General features: G+C 40.0%; 14 protein-coding genes and 1 CRISPR repeat array. Of the genes, 3 read left to right on the top strand and 11 right to left on the bottom strand.

The window, feature by feature from the left end; genetic code table 11:
* Positions 1-205 precede the first annotated feature (205 nt).
* The 4 genes from GFC28_RS01750 to GFC28_RS01740 form a co-directional block, all read right to left on the bottom strand.
* Positions 206-1324, bottom strand: a complete 1119-nt coding sequence (locus tag GFC28_RS01750) for a helix-turn-helix transcriptional regulator (protein WP_231883449.1) — start codon at positions 1322-1324, stop codon at positions 206-208.
* A gap of 46 nt (positions 1325-1370) precedes the next feature.
* Positions 1371-1706 carry a response regulator transcription factor gene (locus GFC28_RS19650; RefSeq protein ID WP_231883450.1) on the bottom strand — a complete coding sequence of 112 codons (336 nt, stop codon included), beginning with the start codon at positions 1704-1706 and terminating at the stop codon, positions 1371-1373.
* A 24-nt stretch (positions 1707-1730) separates the two neighbouring features.
* Positions 1731-2696, bottom strand: a complete 966-nt coding sequence (hutG, locus tag GFC28_RS01745) for a formimidoylglutamase (protein ID WP_044746362.1) — start codon at positions 2694-2696, stop codon at positions 1731-1733.
* 353 nt (positions 2697-3049) lie between these two features.
* The gene (locus GFC28_RS01740) at positions 3050-4108 is read right to left on the bottom strand and encodes a 2,3-butanediol dehydrogenase (RefSeq protein ID WP_044746361.1); all 1059 of its coding nucleotides are present in this window, start codon (positions 4106-4108) and stop codon (positions 3050-3052) included.
* A 247-nt stretch (positions 4109-4355) separates the two neighbouring features.
* Here GFC28_RS01740 and trhA point away from each other — a divergent pair, with 247 nt between their 5' ends.
* From trhA to GFC28_RS01725, 3 genes are all read left to right on the top strand, one after another.
* A complete protein-coding gene (gene trhA / locus GFC28_RS01735; protein WP_044746360.1) occupies positions 4356-5000 on the top strand; it encodes a PAQR family membrane homeostasis protein TrhA in 645 nt (214 codons plus the stop codon).
* 103 nt (positions 5001-5103) lie between these two features.
* Positions 5104-5931: an aldo/keto reductase gene (locus tag GFC28_RS01730; RefSeq protein ID WP_044746359.1), complete on the top strand. Its 828-nt coding sequence runs from the start codon at positions 5104-5106 to the stop codon at positions 5929-5931.
* Between the two features lie 60 nt (positions 5932-5991).
* Positions 5992-6350: a CRISPR direct-repeat array (repeat unit 30 nt; unit sequence GTTTCAATTCCTCATAGTTAAGATAAAAAC).
* A 454-nt stretch (positions 6351-6804) separates the two neighbouring features.
* Positions 6805-7581: a DeoR/GlpR family DNA-binding transcription regulator gene (locus GFC28_RS01725; RefSeq protein ID WP_044746358.1), complete on the top strand. Its 777-nt coding sequence runs from the start codon at positions 6805-6807 to the stop codon at positions 7579-7581.
* Between the two features lie 226 nt (positions 7582-7807).
* Here GFC28_RS01725 and rhaA read toward each other — a convergent pair whose 3' ends face one another.
* The 7 genes from rhaA to GFC28_RS01690 all read right to left on the bottom strand — a co-directional run bounded on the left by rhaA (position 7808) and on the right by GFC28_RS01690 (position 17572).
* A complete protein-coding gene (gene rhaA, locus GFC28_RS01720) occupies positions 7808-9064 on the bottom strand; it encodes an L-rhamnose isomerase (RefSeq protein ID WP_044746357.1) in 1257 nt (418 codons plus the stop codon).
* On the bottom strand, positions 9045-10484 hold the full coding sequence (gene rhaB, locus GFC28_RS01715) for a rhamnulokinase (RefSeq protein ID WP_044746356.1): 1440 nt from the start codon (positions 10482-10484) through the stop codon (positions 9045-9047). Before rhaB ends, rhaA begins: the two co-directional genes overlap by 20 nt.
* 82 nt (positions 10485-10566) lie before the next feature.
* Positions 10567-12636, bottom strand: a complete 2070-nt coding sequence (locus tag GFC28_RS01710) for a bifunctional rhamnulose-1-phosphate aldolase/short-chain dehydrogenase (RefSeq protein WP_044746355.1) — start codon at positions 12634-12636, stop codon at positions 10567-10569.
* A gap of 305 nt (positions 12637-12941) precedes the next feature.
* Positions 12942-13991, bottom strand: a complete 1050-nt coding sequence (locus tag GFC28_RS01705; protein ID WP_044746354.1) for an autoinducer 2 ABC transporter substrate-binding protein — start codon at positions 13989-13991, stop codon at positions 12942-12944.
* Between the two features lie 61 nt (positions 13992-14052).
* A complete protein-coding gene (locus GFC28_RS01700) occupies positions 14053-15012 on the bottom strand; it encodes an ABC transporter permease (protein ID WP_052661036.1) in 960 nt (319 codons plus the stop codon).
* Positions 15013-15029: 17 nt separating this feature from the next.
* On the bottom strand, positions 15030-16010 hold the full coding sequence (locus tag GFC28_RS01695) for an ABC transporter permease (protein WP_052661035.1): 981 nt from the start codon (positions 16008-16010) through the stop codon (positions 15030-15032).
* Positions 16007-17572 (bottom strand): sugar ABC transporter ATP-binding protein, encoded by a 1566-nt coding sequence (locus tag GFC28_RS01690; protein ID WP_044746352.1) that lies wholly within the window; start codon positions 17570-17572, stop codon positions 16007-16009. The genes GFC28_RS01695 and GFC28_RS01690 overlap by 4 nt, the downstream gene beginning before the upstream one ends.
* Positions 17573-17760 lie beyond the last annotated feature (188 nt).

The raw sequence follows: 17760 nt of genomic DNA, 5'->3' as shown, positions 1-17760 counted from the left end.
GATTTTTATAATTATTTTCGATAAAAAAAAAGACAGCCAATATATGGCTGATCTCTTACATCACATTGAACAGAGCTTTTTCTTATAAAGATACATCTCACTATATAAAAACCGTATATTTTCTTATACTTAAACGCTAATGAAAAACAGCTAAACTTTGTATTTTATAAATGTAAAAAATTATCTTCATTTGTTTATCTCTATTTCAATACTCTCTTTTCAAATGTCCTCCATTCCACTTGTACATTCGGTATTCTTTGGGTGTCATCGTCGTTATTTCTTTAAAAAGACGGTTAAAATAATTTGGATGGCGAAAACCAACCTGATAAGCGACTTCTTTAATTGACAATTCGGTCTCTACCAAAAGACGTTTTGCTTCCGTTATTCTCGTATGAGCTAACAGTTGGCGGAAAGACACCCCTTTTCTTTTCATTAACAAATGGCTATAATAGGCTGGGCTTCTTCCTACGGCTTCAGCAACTTTCTCAAGCGTCAAATCCGGCTCAGCAAAATATTTTTCGATATAGCTAATGCCTTTTTCAATGACATCTTTTTTCGCTAATGTCTCGGCCTTCTTGGCACGATCAAGTAATTCATAAAGAAATAGAAGCATTTCTTGTACAATCCGATACAATACCCTGTTGTATAAGATTTCTGCAAAAATTCTCATATAATACTCTTCCATCTCATATTGATCAAGCTGATAAGTTTTCATAAATCGTCTAATTTGAGCCAAAATACTGGTTAATCTCGTTCGAAGCATTTCTGGATTGGGAAATGGAGTTTTTATAAATAAAAATTCATTGTGCATCCAAGTTTTTATTTTTTGTTTGTCAAAATTATTCAGCATCTCAATCCATTCTCGTTGTTCGTTCGGTGTTAAAAAGGGGTCCATCTCCTTCCAGTATTCATATTCATCCTTCGGTACAATCACTTGATGATATCCGATAAAGAAAGTCACTTCCAATAGTCTTCTCGCCGTTTGATATAGATCCCGCACTGTAGTTTTATTTGAACGAGGAGAAACAAGCACTGCTGCGAGCGGTTCAGAACTCGTTCTCTCCCATTCTCTTAAAATTTTCCATGCCTCTTCTTTTAAATCTTTGTTTGCACCTGAAAATACGCAGACAACCATATCCGTCAACGGCAGAATGGTGGGAGACTCGTAAAATGGATAATAGGCTAAAAAAGATATCAACTCTGGTATGCTTTTTACATTCTCTGTTTGCAGTAAAATGAGAGAAATATTGGCTGACTGCTCTCCTGGACAAAATAAAGATCGATATGATAAATCATCATCTGTAAAAGAAGCTGGCGTATTCACCATCCCGTCACCAATAGAGCATGAAAGTGCTGCTTGCAAGCAATGTTTAATTTTTTACAGGTTCAATTGGTTTAATAAGCAAGTCTACACTTTGCCACTCAAGTGCTTGCTTTGCACGTACAAATGTTGCTTCTGCAGTGACAGTAATAATTCTTCGACAAAAGCTTTTCACGTATCTCGTCATTCTCCCCCAATTCTCACTAGGAACCATATCTAATTCTATATACAGAATATCGGGAGCTTCTTTTTCTAATAATTCCATTGTTTTAGATAACGTACTAGCTGTTAATACACTGCTTATGGGAAGTGAATAAGCAGAAATAAGCCATTCAAGTGCTATTCGTTCATGATGGTCACGTTCCGCAATCAACAATTTCATCACATCTTCACCCACCTGGCATTCTTATCACACTTTCCTTCGCTCAAACCCTGCAAGCGCCTCAGCGCACAAATAGGCGGCTAATGTAATCGTTTTGCGGTTTTCATCGACAGTCGGATTCACTTCGGAAATATCAAAGCTTGCCGTTTTTGGATGAGCAACGATATGCCGGATCAGAGCACGAGCGATTTTCGGATCTAATCCAAACGGAGATGGCGCACTTACTCCAGGGGCTGCGCTGGCGCTGATCGCATCCATGCAAAGCGTCAGCATCACGACATCGTATTTTTCGATAAATTGTTCAATCGTCGTATATACTTCTTTGATCCTCTCCCACGTCACCTGTTCCTCTAAAACATAAACACAACCATACCGCTGAGCGGTTTCAAACAAGGTGGCTGTATTGCCAAAAGGCTGAATTCCGATACATAAATATCCAGCTTGGCGGTCTGTATCTAATATTTGGCGAAACATCGTACCTGATGACGTTCCCTGATCGTAGGGCCTCATATCAAAATGAGCATCTATATTAATGATGCCGATGCTCTTTTCCGTCCCAGCCGCTTGGCGTACCCCTAAGTAATGCCCGTACGCCGTTTCATGGCCTCCCCCAATAATAATCGGGGTGATGTGATGCTGTATGAGATGCTGAACCGCTTCGCCTAGTTGCTGTTGGCTTTGTTCCAGATGATGATCGTCACAGCCGACATTGCCGACATCGAAAACGAATGTCTTGTCAGAAAAATGCCATGGCAAATGGGCCAATGCTTTTTTTACTTCCACCGGGCCGTAATAAGCTCCGACGCGCCCCTTATTTCGCTTGACACCTTCATCACATTGAAATCCTAATAAAGCAAATGCTTTTCCACCTGTCATTTTTTCAAGTTCATCTATATTTTTTAGCTGCACACGCTGATGAAATCGAAAGCTGAGCGGATCCGTGCGGCTGTCAATCCTTCCTGTCCATGTGCTGCTTTGCGGCTGATGGTACACTCTCCAACACGTCCTTTCCTAATTAAGGCTTTTATCCTCAAAACACTGGAACCTTTTTAGATATATTCTCGATATACAGTGCAGTTCCTTCTATTTTTCAAAGTCCCCTACTTCTCAATGAAAGGCAGCCCGCTGAGCTTCGCCAAATAGAACCGTTCTTCCTGGCGATCATCAGACGGTTATCGCCCGAAAAGTTTCTCGTCTGTTATAAGGCTAACGAATCATCCTTTTCAATCTATCGTTTCTAAAAAAGCTGGTCATGAAAGAAAGGCAAGCCGCAGAGACTTGCCTTGAACCGCTGGGAAGCCATACAAATCACTATGTGCCAACGCTAAATGGTATTTATATAGACTTTATATAGACGGCTGAACTAGAATTTTGATTTGGCTTTTTTGAGTCGTTAACGCTTCAAACCCTTTTGGTACAATTTCATCTAAACGAATATAGCTTGTCACAAGATCCGAGGCGTTGATTTGACCATTCGCAATTAAACGAATGACCTGTGGAAAAATATTGCGGTAAGCAATGATGCTTGTCATCTTCCGCTCGGTCAACACTAAATGGTTTACTGGCAAAGATGCCGGCTTCTCCCAGATACTCACATTCACAATATTTCCCTCAGGCCTTGTCGCCGCAACCGCCATATTCAGCGTTGCCTCAACGCCTGCTACCTCAAATGAGACATCTGCCCCAAGCCCTTCTGTATAAGCAAAAATTTCGGCAACAGCTTCCTGCTCTAAGGGATGGATGACCAGATCCGTGCCTACCTTCCGGGCAAGCTCCTGACGCTCTGGTGAAACCTCCACCGCAATAATGTTGCTTGCCCCTGCTGCTCTCGCCGCTTGAATGACAAGCAAGCCAATCGGTCCCGCACCAAACACAGCTACTGTATCTCCAATCTGTAAACCACTTTGGCGCACAGCATGAACAGCTACTGCTGTAGGCTCCACCAATGCAGCTTGCTCCCATGACATGTGATCAGGAATTTTATGCACCATGTGGGCCGGAACCACGCTATATTCGGCAAATCCCCCGTATCCTCCAGATAGACCAACAAATCCCAACTTTTCACAAACGTTATAATGCCCTTTTCGGCAAGACGGACACTCGCCGCAGCTATAAATCGGTTCCACACAAACGCGGTCGCCCACCTGAATACGTCCTACACCTTCTCCGACTTCGACAACCTCTCCAGCATACTCATGCCCCATAATAATCGGTGCTTTGTCCTTTGAAAGCGGATGTGGTTCCTTTACCGGCACAAAAATAGGCCCTGCTAAATATTCATGTAAATCTGAACCGCAAATCCCCGCATATGCTACTTTAATTTTTACTTGTCCCGCCTCCGCTTTCGGCTCTGGAACCTCCTCTACGCGAATATCTCTCGCCTGATACCATCTAGCCGCTTTCATCTACAGCACTCTCCTTTTTTCGAGGGATATGGATAGATTTCTACAAATCACCACATCATTCCTTTGCTTCTATTAGAAAAAATTGAACATTTTGTAAACATTGAGAAATATTCTGCTTGTTTTTCATCACCATGGCTCTAAACGCCGTTTTCATTTTCCTATTTCAACATACAAGGACTTTACTGGTTCATTCATCCAGTTCGTGCTACAATAGAAAAGAATATTTTTATGGAAAGGGATGGACTGTTTGGCTAGTACACATACATTTACAAAAACAGAGGAATTTGTTCATGCGATTACTCATGGAATTGGAGCGATATTAAGCATCGCCGGACTCGTTATTCTTGTTGTAATGTCCGCTATTTACGGAAATGAGTGGCACGTCATTAGCTTTAGCTTATTTGGCAGCACCATGTTTATCTTATATTTATCCTCCACCATCAGCCACGGATTGCCAGAAGGAAAAGGAAAACAATTATTTCAGATTTTTGACCACTCCTCCATTTACTTTTTCATCGCTGGAACCTATACCCCGTTTCTTTTTTTGGCCGTCAAAGGAACAACAGGATGGATTTTGTTTGGAATCGTCTGGGGGCTTGCGGTTGCAGGCACAGTTTTTAAATGCTTTTTTGTCACTCGTTTTTTATATACCTCCACCCTTCTCTACATTGTAATGGGCTGGCTCATCATCTTTGCTTGGAAGCCCCTGGCAGCCAATCTTAGCTCTGAAGGCCTATTATTTCTCGTATCTGGGGGAGTTTTGTATACGATTGGCGCTATTTTTTACGTATGGAGAGGTGTAAAATTTCATCACGCTATTTGGCACCTGTTTGTATTGGCGGGTTCAATCGCTCACTTTTTCGCCGTATTATGTCTGCTTCCTACTATTTAAACAGAGCGCTAAAAATTGACCCCATGAATGATGCATATGTTTTGCTTTTTCAAACAAACGCAAAGATAATAAACTTATACAAAATTTGGATAGGGGGATTGCCATGAAAAGCATCACAGACAGCGCTTTATTATCAAATGGGGTAAAAATGCCGTGGCTCGGACTTGGAGTTTATAAAGTGTCAAACGGCGATGAGGTTGTCAAAGCAGTGCGGACAGCGCTGGAAATCGGCTACCGCCACATCGATACAGCTTCCTTCTATGAAAATGAAGAAGGGGTCGGCCAAGCGATCAAAGAATCCGGAATACCGCGTGAGCAGCTGTTTATTACAACAAAAGTGTGGAACACAGAACAAGGATATGAAGAAACACTTCAAGCCTTTAAAAGAAGCGCAAACAAACTTGGGCTTGAATACGTGGATTTATACTTAGTGCATTGGCCAGTAAAAGAAACATATAAAGAAACATACAGAGCCTTAGAAAAGCTGTATAAAGAGGGATTTGTTCGCGCGATTGGCGTGAGCAATTTCCACATTCATCATTTAGAGAACTTAATGACCGACTGCGAAATTAAACCAATGGTCAATCAAGTGGAATATCACCCTCGATTGACACAACAAGAGCTTCATGCTTTTTGCCGAAAGCATCAGATTCAGCTGGAAGCATGGTCTCCGCTCATGCGCGGCGTTTTGCTAGAAGAACCGATTCTGGTCGACATTGCCAATAAATATGGCAAATCACCGGCACAGGTTATTCTGCGCTGGGACCTGCAAAATCAAGTGGTCACAATTCCGAAATCCGTCACACCTCAACGAATAAAAGAAAATGCCGAAATCTTTGATTTCGAACTGACAGCTGAAGAAATGGAACGGATTCACTCATTAAACCAAAACAAACGAATCGGCAAAAATCCAAACGATTTCGACCTTTAAGTCCCCCCTTTTAACAACTCTCTCCCACCCGCATTGCAGAGGTGGGAGATTTTTTTGAGCCGTTCAATTCCTTATAGTTAAGATAAAAACAAGGTGTCCATTCTCCTCTATGATGTCTGTGTTTTGTTTCAATTCCTCATAGTTAAGATAAAAACACGCGAAAAGAACGTCTGATGATCGAGCAGCTGTTGGTTTCAATTCCTCATAGTTAAGATAAAAACCTCTCCCGCTTTTCGACCAAATTCGACAAACAACCCAGTTTCAATTCCTCATAGTTAAGATAAAAACTGGGCAAGGAATTGAACGTGAAATTCGGTTGGCTGAGTTTCAATTCCTCATAGTTAAGATAAAAACGGGAGTGAGGACGATGATATCCTCACTTTTCTTGTGTTTCAATTCCTCATAGTTAAGATAAAAACCCCCAAAAATGATGATGAAATCAGCATTTGGAAAATGGATGCAATGTTATTATAAGCTTATCTTAAAATTCGATCAACACTTTCTTTGCATGATCGCTGTAGGGGTTTTGGCTACTAGAAATATGTCATCGATCCCCCGGGATTTTTGCACGATTGAAGGTCGACGACTTATTTTTTCGTATGGATGTTGTCGCTACTGTAGTATGAGGAAAATAATCATTTAAAATTGTTTACTCATTTGCCTCTGTCCTCACTCTTTAGATGCTGTTCTAATCAGCACTTTGGTTTATTTTCTGCTGTATTACAGCCATATGAATCTTATAAACAAAGTTGATTAAACATCCACAAAAAAGATATCTCAAATTTCACACACAACAAAAAATATGGTATGATAAAAACAGAAAAACAAACAAAAACGGGCATATAAAAACAGAAATGATGAGGAGAGTCTATAATGTTAGCAGCCGAAAGACAACAAAAAATTGTGGAGATTGTTAACGAGCGATTGAGCATTCGCGTATCAGAACTAAGCAAAATCTTTTCTGTCACTGAAGAAACCATTCGTCGTGATTTAGAAAAGCTGGAAAAAGAACACAAGTTAAAGCGAAGCCACGGAGGGGCCATCAGCATTCGTGAAGAAACGGAAATTGATGTATCTGAGCGCGAAATTACAAATGTCGAAGAGAAAAAAGCGATCGCTCAAGAAGCGATCAAACACATTGAAAGTGGTGATCGCATCATTTTAGATGCCAGCACTACTGCTTGGTATTTAGCGAAAACTCTTCCTGATATCCCTCTAACGGTGATTACCAATTCGATTAAGGTAGCAGTGGAATTAAGCAAAAAAGGAAAGATCCAGGTCATTTCTACCGGCGGAATGCTGCTTCCAAAATCGCTTTCGTACGTTGGCCCCCTAGCAGAACGATCTCTTGATGCCTACCACGTCGATAAGGTTTTTCTTTCCTGTAAAGGCGTTCATTTAGCGAACGGACTAAGTGAATCGAATGAGTGGCAAGCACTTCTAAAAAAACGAATGATGGAGATCGCCGACAAAATTATTTTAATGGCTGATTCTAGCAAATTTGGGATCCGTACCTTTGTTCATATGGCTTCTCTTGCCGATATGGATCATATTATCACTGATGACCAAATTGATCATGAAACCAAATGGGAGCTCGAAGAACAAAATTTATCATTTACAGTTGTTGCTCCACTTTCATTAAAAGCATAATCTTATCTGAAAAATGCACTTCCAAATTTACAGGAAGTGCATTTCTTCTATAAAACTTATGATAGTCGTGCCAAGAAAAAATATTCCTATATCAATGAATTCATATTAAAAGAAAAAACAATAAATCCGCTCGCTTTACTTAACTTATTGCCCTTTCAGTACTGACACTATCTGCTTTGTTTTCTATACTGCCTGATTTATAAATGCTAGCTCTAAAAAACATTTTTTATCTATTTGCCAATACCTCTTCTTCATATCGCTTCACTTCTTGGAGCCACTCTTCCCTAACAGGTACTCCTCTATCGTCACAATACGCATCCCAAATTACACCAAACGGGTATGTTTTAAATTCTTCCATCAATGCAAGACGTTCGGTAAAGTTTCCCTTTTCCTGAAGCTGTTTTAAGTAGTCATGTGGCAGTAGCATGGCATATAGCAATGCTTTAATCATATTGCGTGTGCCCATCACCCAAGCGGCAATCCGATTAATACTAGCGTCAAAAAAATCAAGGCCAAGCATTACCCGATCTAACGCCTGATTTCTAACAATCTCCAACGCTATCTCTTTGAGTTCATCATCAAAAATAACCACATGATCACTATCCCAGCGAACCGGCCTTGAAACATGCAAGGCTAACTTATCAAAATAAAGTAACATCGCTGAAATTTTATCAGAAACAGCCTCTGTTGGATGAAAATGGCCTGTATCTAGCAAGCATACTTTATGATTTTGCAGTGCATATCCTAAATAAAACTCATGAGAACCAACCACATACGATTCTGAGCCGATTCCAAATAGCTTGCTTTCTACTGCGTCAATATTATAAGCTTCATCGATCGTTTCCTTAAAAATTTGATCTAAGGAATCTTTTAGACGCTGCCGCGGGGTCAGACGGTCACTTGGGATATCTTTGTATCCATCTGGGATCCAAATATTTGTTAAACATGGGGTACCAAGACACTTGCCAAAATATTCGCCAATTTTCCGGCAAACCACACAATGACGAATCCAAAACCGCCTGATTTCTTCGTTGGGATGAGATAATGTCAGGCCATCCGTCAATTTTTCATGAGAAAAAAGTGTCGGGTTAAAGTCTAGGCCAAGCCCACGCTCTTTTGCCCAATACACCCAGTTGTCAAAATGCTGTGGCTCTAATTCGTCTCTGTCCACCATTTCGCCGTTTGTCTCGGCATACATCGCGTGCAAATTAACGCGATGTGTTCCTGGGATAAGCGATAAAGCTTTCTCAAGATCCTGGCGCAACTCTTCCGGCGTCCCTGCTTTGCCTGGATAATGTCCAGTTACATCAATACCGCCAGATAATTCTCTTCCTCTTCTATTCACTTCAAATCCCGAAACATCGTCTCCTTGCCAGCAATGAATCGATATCGCTATACGCTGTAATTGTTTTAAAACCTCATCAACATGTATTCCCCATTTTTCATACTGCTGCTTGGCTCTGTCAAAGCTTTCTTTCACCATATTTCCTCTCTCCTTCTCTATATGGTACAAACTTTTTTAACGGAAAAGAACGAGCAATCATCGTGCGCGCTTCATTTAATGTACTGATATCACCAAGTGCCATTAATTGAACGACAATATTGCCGATCGCTGTTGCTTCCACCGGCCCAGCGTAAACTTCCTTTCCCGTCGCATGAGCTATCATTTGGTTCAATAGCTCATTTTGGCAGCCTCCCCCAATAATATTGATTTGTTTAAACTTGATTCCAATCACTTCTTCGATCTTTGCAACCGCATGCTGATAACTGACAACTAAGCTATCAAATACGCATTTCGCTATTTGCCCCGGCGTTTGCGGAACCGGTTGATTCGTTTCTAAGCAGCATTTCTGAATCTCATCAACCATATTAATCGGCTTTAAGAATCTCGTATCATCGACATGGACAATGGCTCGAAAATCTTTTTCTATCTTAGCAAGCTGAACCAGCTGTTCAAAAGAATATTGATGCCGATACACTCGTTTAATCTCTTGAAGCATCCAAAGTCCCATAATATTTTTTAAAAAACGAAATCGATAGTTGAAGCCGCCTTCATTCGTAAAGTTATACCTTAAGGCATGCTCTGTACAAAGAGGGGACTGCAATTCCACCCCAATTAACGACCATGTTCCAGAACTAATATAAATCGTATCGTGTAATTCCGGCACTGCAATTACCGCTGAAGCCGTATCATGGGTGGCTGGCATAATGACCTTCATCTCTAATCCTACTTCTTCAGCTAACTCTTGTCTCAATTTGCCTAACACGGTTCCAGGTGTATGGATCGTCTGAAAAATAGAATCTGGGATTCCTAGCTTCTCCAACAATTCCTTATCCCATGTTTTCGTAGCAGCATTGACAAGCTGTGTGGTTGTCGCATTTGTATATTCATTCACTTTTTTTCCCGTCAACAGATAATGAAAATAATCCGGAATCATCAAAAATGTCTTCGTCCGTTCCAATATTTCTGGTGCTGTTTGTTTTAGCGCGTACAACTGATAGATGGTATTGAACGATTGAAATTGAATGCCGGTCCTGCCGTATAATTCTTCTTTTGAAATCTTCTGAAATACTTGTTCCATCATGCCATTTGTACGCGAATCCCGATAAGCGACAGCTTCCGTTAGGCGCCGATCATCTTCATCGAGCAATACAAAGTCAACAGCCCATGTGTCAATTCCAATACTTTTTGGATTCATTCCTTGACCTTTACAAATATGAAGCCCTTTTTTAATTTCCTGAAATAGTTGGTCAATATCCCAACAAATATAGTCTCCTTTTTGTACAAGCTGGTTTTCAAAACGATAAATTTCTTCTATGATTAATTTTTCTTCCAATAAATATCCGGCCACTATCTTGCCGTTTGACGCTCCAATATCAACAGCCAAGCAACATTTTTCCATTTTAACCCCCCCGAAAGCGCTTCCTTTTTATCTCATCAATACGTGAAGAGAATGAACTCCCTTCACGCCGTCACATTAATGATTATCTTGGGAATGCAGCCGGTACTCCACCATCAACAGTCAGCAGGCAACCGGTTGTTTTTTCCGCTTTTGAAGAAGCAAAAAAGAGGATCGCATCGGCAATATCTTTTGGATATATATTCACTAACAATGCTGTGCGCTTTCGATAGTAGTCTTCAAGCTGGTCAGGTTCAATGCCATAAGCTCTTGCTCGTTCTTCCCGCCATGCAGAATTCCAAATCGCTGATCCTTGAAGAACAGCATCCGGCAGAACCGAATTGACTCGAATGCCATATGCTCCCCCCTCCGCCGCAATGCATCTCGCCAAATGCATTTCTAACGCTTTAGCAGCACTGTACGCGGCCGCATTTTTCCCTGCATAAACCGAATTTTTAGAGCCAACAAACACCATGCTGCCGCCAAGGCCTTGTTTCTTCATTTGTCTAAACGCTTCACGCGCCACAAGAAAATAACCTGTTGCCAATACATTGATATTCAAATTCCACTCCTGTAGTGTTGTTTCATCAAATGGGCTTGATGTAGCCAATCCAGCATTATTGACAATAATATCGATTCCTCCGTAAGTCCGTGCCGCTTCTTCAAATGCCAGCCTTACCTCTTCTTCTTTTGTCACGTCCATTCGTACCGCAATCGCTCTTCCTTCTCCATGCTCTTTATTAATTTCAGTCGCTACCCTCGCCGCTCCCTCTATATTAAGATCAGCCACCACTACATGGGCTCCTTCTAAAGCAAAACGGCGGCACGTTTCGCTGCCGATTCCCCCCGCTCCTCCTGTCACAAACGCAACCTTCCGCGAAAATTCTGCTTCAGGAGGAGCAAGAGTTAGTTTGTATAGCTCCAATGGCCAATACTCCACCTGATAAGATTCTTGTTCATTCAACGAAACAAATCTCCCTAATGATGTAGCTCCTTTCATCACAGCAATCGCTCGATGATACAACGCTCCACTTACCTTCGCCATCGCTAAGCTTTTTCCGGTATTCACCATACCGATACCAGGAATTAAAATCACTCGAGGGACCGGTTCAAACATTTTATCTCCTTCCGTGCGATTTCTTTCAAAATAAGCTTCATATTCCTTTTTAAAACTGGAAATCCCTTCCTTGATTTTTTCGATTAGCTCCTGTACATTACCTGTTTGCGGATCCCAGTCAATATATAAAGGTACACGCTTTGTATGTACCAAATGATCAGGGCAAGCTGCGCCAATTTGTGAAAGCACAGGAGCTTCGTAGCTATTCACAAACTGTAAGACTTGATCTGTATCATCGTATGACACGATCATGCGGTTTGAATGACTTACAAGCCTACGAATGATCGGCATTACTTGAGCTAAAATCGCTTTACGTTCATCTTCTGTTAATGCTTTATGTTTTGGACCTCCAAATACTGTCGCTTCGTTTACACTCCGTTGAATATATTGCTCCGCTTCATTGATAATTGAAATGGTTTTTTCATAGCATTCTTTCGACGTTTCTCCCCAAGTAACAAGACCGTGCTTTTCCATCAATACGAGCTCAGCATTTGCATTCCTTCTTACCCCCTCCGCAATCATTTTCGATAAGGTAAACCCCGGGCGAACATATGGCACCCAAACAAAACGATCTCCATATATCTCTTCGGCAATCTTTTTGCCATTATCAGCGCAGCAAATACTAATAATCGCATCTGGATGTGTATGATCAATATGTTTAAACGGCAAAAACGCATGCAGCAAGGTCTCGATGGATGGCCGAGGATGCTTAGAGTTGATCATACAATGTGATAAATACTCCACCATTTCTTCATCTGACATCTCCTCCCGTTCCATCAACGGGCGAATATCTTCTAATCTTAAACCTGTAAAATGTTGTGCTTTCATTGTCGCTAAATCTGAACCGCTCCCCTTCACCCACATTACTTCCATCTCTCGTCCACGAAAATCTTTCGTGATCGCCTTCATTGATGTATTGCCTCCGCCCCAGTTTGCTACTGAGCGATCCGCTCCAAGCAGATTAGAGCGATACACTAATTTCTCCAGCTCGGTTTGCAACACTGTAAATTCACTATTATTCCATAAATTTCCTACCATAATTCCCCCGCCTTTTGTTTTATTTTTGCTTGCATTGTTTATGATTGTATTTTTTAGCAGATATCATCAACATTAAAAATCATTCTTATTTTTCTTTCTTTTATGAAATGAATTTATGATGTGTACATCCTAAAGGAACCAAAGTTGTGACCTCATCCTTGCTTTCTTTTTTGAAAACAGAACGATAGGTCTTCGAAATATACACTTCCAACTTTATTATTTCTATCACTCATCTTTTTTCTTTAATAACAAAGAGGTTGCTCAATACAGCTTAAAAGGGCTTTGAGACAACCTCCCTCTATTCATTAGAAATCATAGTTGCCGGCATTTTCAGCAGTAAAATCTGTTGGCGGTCCCATAATCACGGTTTTTCCATCCTCTTTGACCTCAATTTTTCCTACATTATCAATATTTTGTCCGTCTTGCGGCTTTTTGCCTTCAACTAAATCCTTAGCCAATGCAACTGTTAAATATCCAAGTTTGTTTGGCTCCCACAAAATTGCAACATCTAATGATTGGTCCTCTAAAAACGGCTTAGAATCCTTAGGTAGAGCTGTTCCCACGACTGTAATTTTATTTTGTAACCCTTTTTCTTGAATCGCTTGTGCTGCTCCTAAGGGAGCTGGAGTTGAAAACGCCATAATGCCTTTTAAATTTGGATAGGATTTGATTAAATCAAGAGTTTTCTGATATGCCACCTGCTGTTTTTCATCTGTGGCAATTTTATCGGTCACCAATTTAATACCGGGGTAATTCTCTTCTAATTCTTTCTTAGCCGCGTCAATCCAAGCGTTTAAATTAGCGGCAGAAAGACCTCCTGTTAAAATAGCGATTTCTCCTTTATCTGTCCCTATCTTTTCAATAAGAGTTTTAGCAATATGACGACCATAAATTTCATCGTCAATTTGATGAATGGACAATTCAACAATCGACTGATCTGCCGGTGTATCCCAGTCTATCACTTTAATGCCTTGTTCTTTTGCCTTTTTTAACACCGGAGTTAAAGAGGCTGGATCATTTGGCGCCACTGCAATAACGTCTACTTTTTGGCTAATTAAATCCTCAATAATTTTCACCTGCTGTGCTGCGTCAGCTTCAGTTGGTCCTGTGTAAATCACATCTACCCCTAAATCCTTTCCAGCTTGTAATGCTCCTTTTTCGGCAGCGTTAAAATATGGAATACCAACCAGCTTTGGAACAACAGCAATTTTTAATTTACCGTTAGCATCATTTTTCGTTTCACTTGCTTGGCCATTATTAGCGCTTTTATTCGATGTAACTGAATTTTGCGAAACACAGCCTACTAAAAGGCCAAAGAGAAACAGCAATGAAACGAAGAATTTCAATTTCTTCATCTAAAAACTCCTCCTTTTCTAATCACATGCTATTTAGGCAAACGATTCAACAGTAAAGTGCTCAAGAAGTAACTTGCATCCTGTCCTTGTTTCCCAATTTGGTTTTAGCAAAATTAATAACAAGCACAGTGATTAAAATCGCTCCCATAATCACGTTCACAATGGTGCGCGGAACTTCTAACAAATTTAATCCATTTGAAAGGATTTGAAAAATCATAACCGCATATACGGTTCCAATCACCTTCCCGTATCCCCCTTGAATTTCCGTGCCTCCTAAAACAGCAGCTGCCACACTTTGCAAAAGGTAAGAAGAACCTAAATCCACTTTGGCGGTGTTATATCTGGAAGTCATAATAATAGCAGATATAGCAGCTAAAAATGAGGCATACAGATATACTTTTAAAATCACTCGACTCGTGTTGATCCCTGAAAAGAGAGAAGCTACAGAATTACTTCCTATCATGTACACACATCGCCCCCAATATGTTTTTCCTAAAAGAACGGATGTTACAACAGCGAAGAAGATAAAAATAATCATAGATAAAGGAATGAGCCCTAAATAGTAGCCATTTCCAATCAAATTATACCAATCGCTAAAACCCGAGATTGAATTTCCTTTTGTTATACTGAGTATCACCCCCTCAAACAAAATCATGGTTCCTAATGTCACTAAGATGGGGGAAACTCCTATCCTCGTGACAATAAAGCCGTTCATAAATCCGCAAGCTAAGCCGATTAGTATCCCAACTAAAATCGATATCATCATAGGATAGCCATGGCTTTGCATCATAGCAATGGAGACCCCTGAGAGCGCTGCAGTATAGGTAATCGAAAGATCAATCCCACCAGTTATTATCACCACCATCATTCCCAATGCCAGCAATCCGAATTCCGGCAATTGAAACATCATGTTATTTATATTTTCAGCACTTAAAAATCCTGGCGCTATAATCGTCATGACGACAAAAAGTGCTAAAGCTATTAAACCAAGTATATTTTCTTTTGATAACGCTATCTTCACTCCTATTCCCTCCTTTTTTATGAATCTATTTCTATTCTGGATAATTGGGCTTGAGCTCGTTTATATTGAATATGATCATACGAAACTGCTAATAAAATAATGAGCCCCACCACTACCTTTTGCCAAAAAATATCAATTCTTGCTAAGATAAGTCCATTTTGTATGATACCTAATAAAAGAACCCCTAATATTGTCCCGATAACCGTTCCTCTCCCTCCCATAATATTCGTTCCACCAAGTACTACAGCCGCAATCACAGATAGTTCTAACCCAGACAATCCATTAGGATCTACAGCCTTAGTGTAGGAAATTTGCGCAATAGCGGCGATTCCCGCCAAAAATCCCATATAAGCGAAAACGAAAATTTGAACCTTATTGAAATTAATTCCTACTCTAAGTGCTGATTCTTTATTTCCGCCAATCGCTAAAATTTCCCGACCCATCACAGTGTGTTTTAAAAGGAACCAAGTTAGAATAGCAATCAAAAAAAACAGCCATATTAAAATTGAAACACCCAATATTTTGATATTAGAAAATTTCAAGAAAACTTTAGGGAAATCTGTGCTGTTTAAATATTGTCCGTTCGTAACATATAAAACGATTCCGTTAATCATACTCATTGTTCCAAGCGTCACTACAATCGCAGGTATTTCGATCTTTGACACAAGAAATCCGTTAATTCCTCCTAATATTATTCCAAGCAAACAAGCAATCACCAACAACAAGAATAGCGCCCCTATATGATCAGGAACCATCACTAAAAGTTTCCCTATCACTACGCAAACGGCTGTCGTCACAGCTGCAACGGATACATCAATGCCCCCTGTAATAATCACCAACGTCATTCCCATGGCTAATATGCCAAGGACAACATTTCCTTTAAGAATATCAAGGATATTATCAATGGTTAGAAAAACGGGATTGATAAAGGATAGGACGATAGAAAGTATGATGATAATAACCGCTATACTCGCTTCCTTTTTCATTATACTTTTCACATCATCGCCCCCTTGCTTTGTTGAGTAACTGTTGAAAGAGCTCCATGATGATTTGTCGAGCTAGCTCCGAGCAATGCAAGGTTCATGATATTTTCCTGTGTAGCCTCTTGAATGTTTAATTCTCCCGCTATTCGACCATGTTTCATCACTAAAATACGATCACTCACTGCTAAAATCTCTGGAAGCTCCGAAGAGATAACAATGACTCCCATTCCTTCAGACGCAAGTTGACGAAGAAGTTTATGAATTTCTGTTTTCGCTCCAATATCAATGCCGCTCGTCGGTTCATCAATAATCAGTATTTTTGGATTCGTTGCCAACCATTTACTTATGACTACTTTCTGTTGATTTCCTCCTGATAATTGGCCAACCTTTCTTTCAGGCGCTGCTGGTCTAATGTCAATTGCTTGAATATAGCGTTCTGCTAAATCAACTTCTTTTTTTCGCTGAATGAGGCCCAGCTTAGTTCGAAGCGCTTTCAAAATAGAGATAGAAATATTGTTTATCACTGATTGTTCTAAAATTAACCCTTGTATCTTTCTGTTTTCAGGAATATAAGCAATCCCATTTTTCACAGCTTTTTCAGGTGACGAGATGAATACCGCCTCCCCCTGAATTTTCACTTCGCCTTTATAGGGATTATTAACCCCAAATATAGCCTGAGCAAGTTCCGTTCTTCCCGAACCTACTAATCCAGTAATTCCCAATACCTCTCCTTCTTTTAACTGAAAAGAGATGTCCTTAAAATTCCCTTCTTTTGATAAATTTCTAACTTCTAATATTACATTTCCGATCTTATGGTTAACAGCTTGACTTCTTTCATACTGGACCTTGCGCCCAACCATTAAAGTAATAAGCTTCTCTTCATCCATCTCTTCTTTTAAATAGGTTCCTACGTATTTTCCGTCGCGTAAAACAGTAAATCGATCAGAAACCGTGAACAGTTCTTTTAATTTGTGACTTACAAAAATGACAGATATCCCCTTTTGTTTAAGCCTATCGATAATATGATAAAGTTTCTCTACTTCACTAGAAGATAAGGAAGCAGTAGGCTCATCCATGACAATGAGTTTAGAATCAAATGCTAAAGCCCTTGCAATTTCAATCAACTGTTGTTGAGCAATGCTTAGCTTTTCGACGGGTGTATATAAATCAATTTGAAAATCAAGCTCGTTTAATACTTTTTGAGCTATTTTTTTTATTTCGTTCCAATTGACTCTTTTCCATGATTTATTATAAACATCCTTTCCTATACAGATATTTTCAGCTACCGAAAGATTAGGAAATAGACTCAAATCTTGATATATAATGGAAATGCCCTTCAAGACAGCGTCAATCGGCTTTTTGATCTCTACTTTCTTACCCTCAAAATAAAATTCAGCTCCAAAATCCGGCTGATAGACCCCAGCTAATATTTTGATTAATGTTGATTTTCCAGCACCATTTTCACCAATTAAAGCATGGACTTCTCCTCTTTTAACTTCTAGTCTTACATGATCAAGCGCTTTCATTCCATGAAAGGTTTTACTTATATGCTCCATCCTTAATAAATATTCAGACATGGCTATCCCTCTTTCTCTTGATTCGGTTCACTCACATTGTCTCTATATCGCTTTAAAAATTTAACTATCACTTTCTAGAAAGTCGACAGTCAAAGACCATTTTCTAGACTTATCTTCGTTATGCAAATGTGCCATAAAGATTCGAACGATGCTGCTGTGAGAGCAATTCATAAACCTTAAGAAACGTT

It is taken from the genome of Anoxybacillus sp. B2M1, assembly GCF_001634265.1.
Taxonomy (GTDB): domain Bacteria; phylum Bacillota; class Bacilli; order Bacillales; family Anoxybacillaceae; genus Anoxybacteroides; species Anoxybacteroides rupiense.
Note: the sequence above shows the minus strand (reverse complement) of the source record. Positions and strands in the feature narration are given on the sequence as shown.

Coding starts and splice junctions, on each gene's coding strand:
- GFC28_RS01740 (WP_044746361.1), bottom strand. CDS start 4,108: ATGAAAGCGGCTAGATGGTATCAGGCGAGAGATATTCGCGTAGAGGAG.
- GFC28_RS01730 (WP_044746359.1), top strand. CDS start 5,104: ATGAAAAGCATCACAGACAGCGCTTTATTATCAAATGGGGTAAAAATG.
- GFC28_RS01725 (WP_044746358.1), top strand. CDS start 6,805: ATGTTAGCAGCCGAAAGACAACAAAAAATTGTGGAGATTGTTAACGAG.
- rhaA (WP_044746357.1), bottom strand. CDS start 9,064: ATGGTGAAAGAAAGCTTTGACAGAGCCAAGCAGCAGTATGAAAAATGG.
- rhaB (WP_044746356.1), bottom strand. CDS start 10,484: ATGGAAAAATGTTGCTTGGCTGTTGATATTGGAGCGTCAAACGGCAAG.
- GFC28_RS01710 (WP_044746355.1), bottom strand. CDS start 12,636: ATGGTAGGAAATTTATGGAATAATAGTGAATTTACAGTGTTGCAAACC.
- GFC28_RS01705 (WP_044746354.1), bottom strand. CDS start 13,991: ATGAAGAAATTGAAATTCTTCGTTTCATTGCTGTTTCTCTTTGGCCTT.
- GFC28_RS01690 (WP_044746352.1), bottom strand. CDS start 17,572: ATGTCTGAATATTTATTAAGGATGGAGCATATAAGTAAAACCTTTCAT.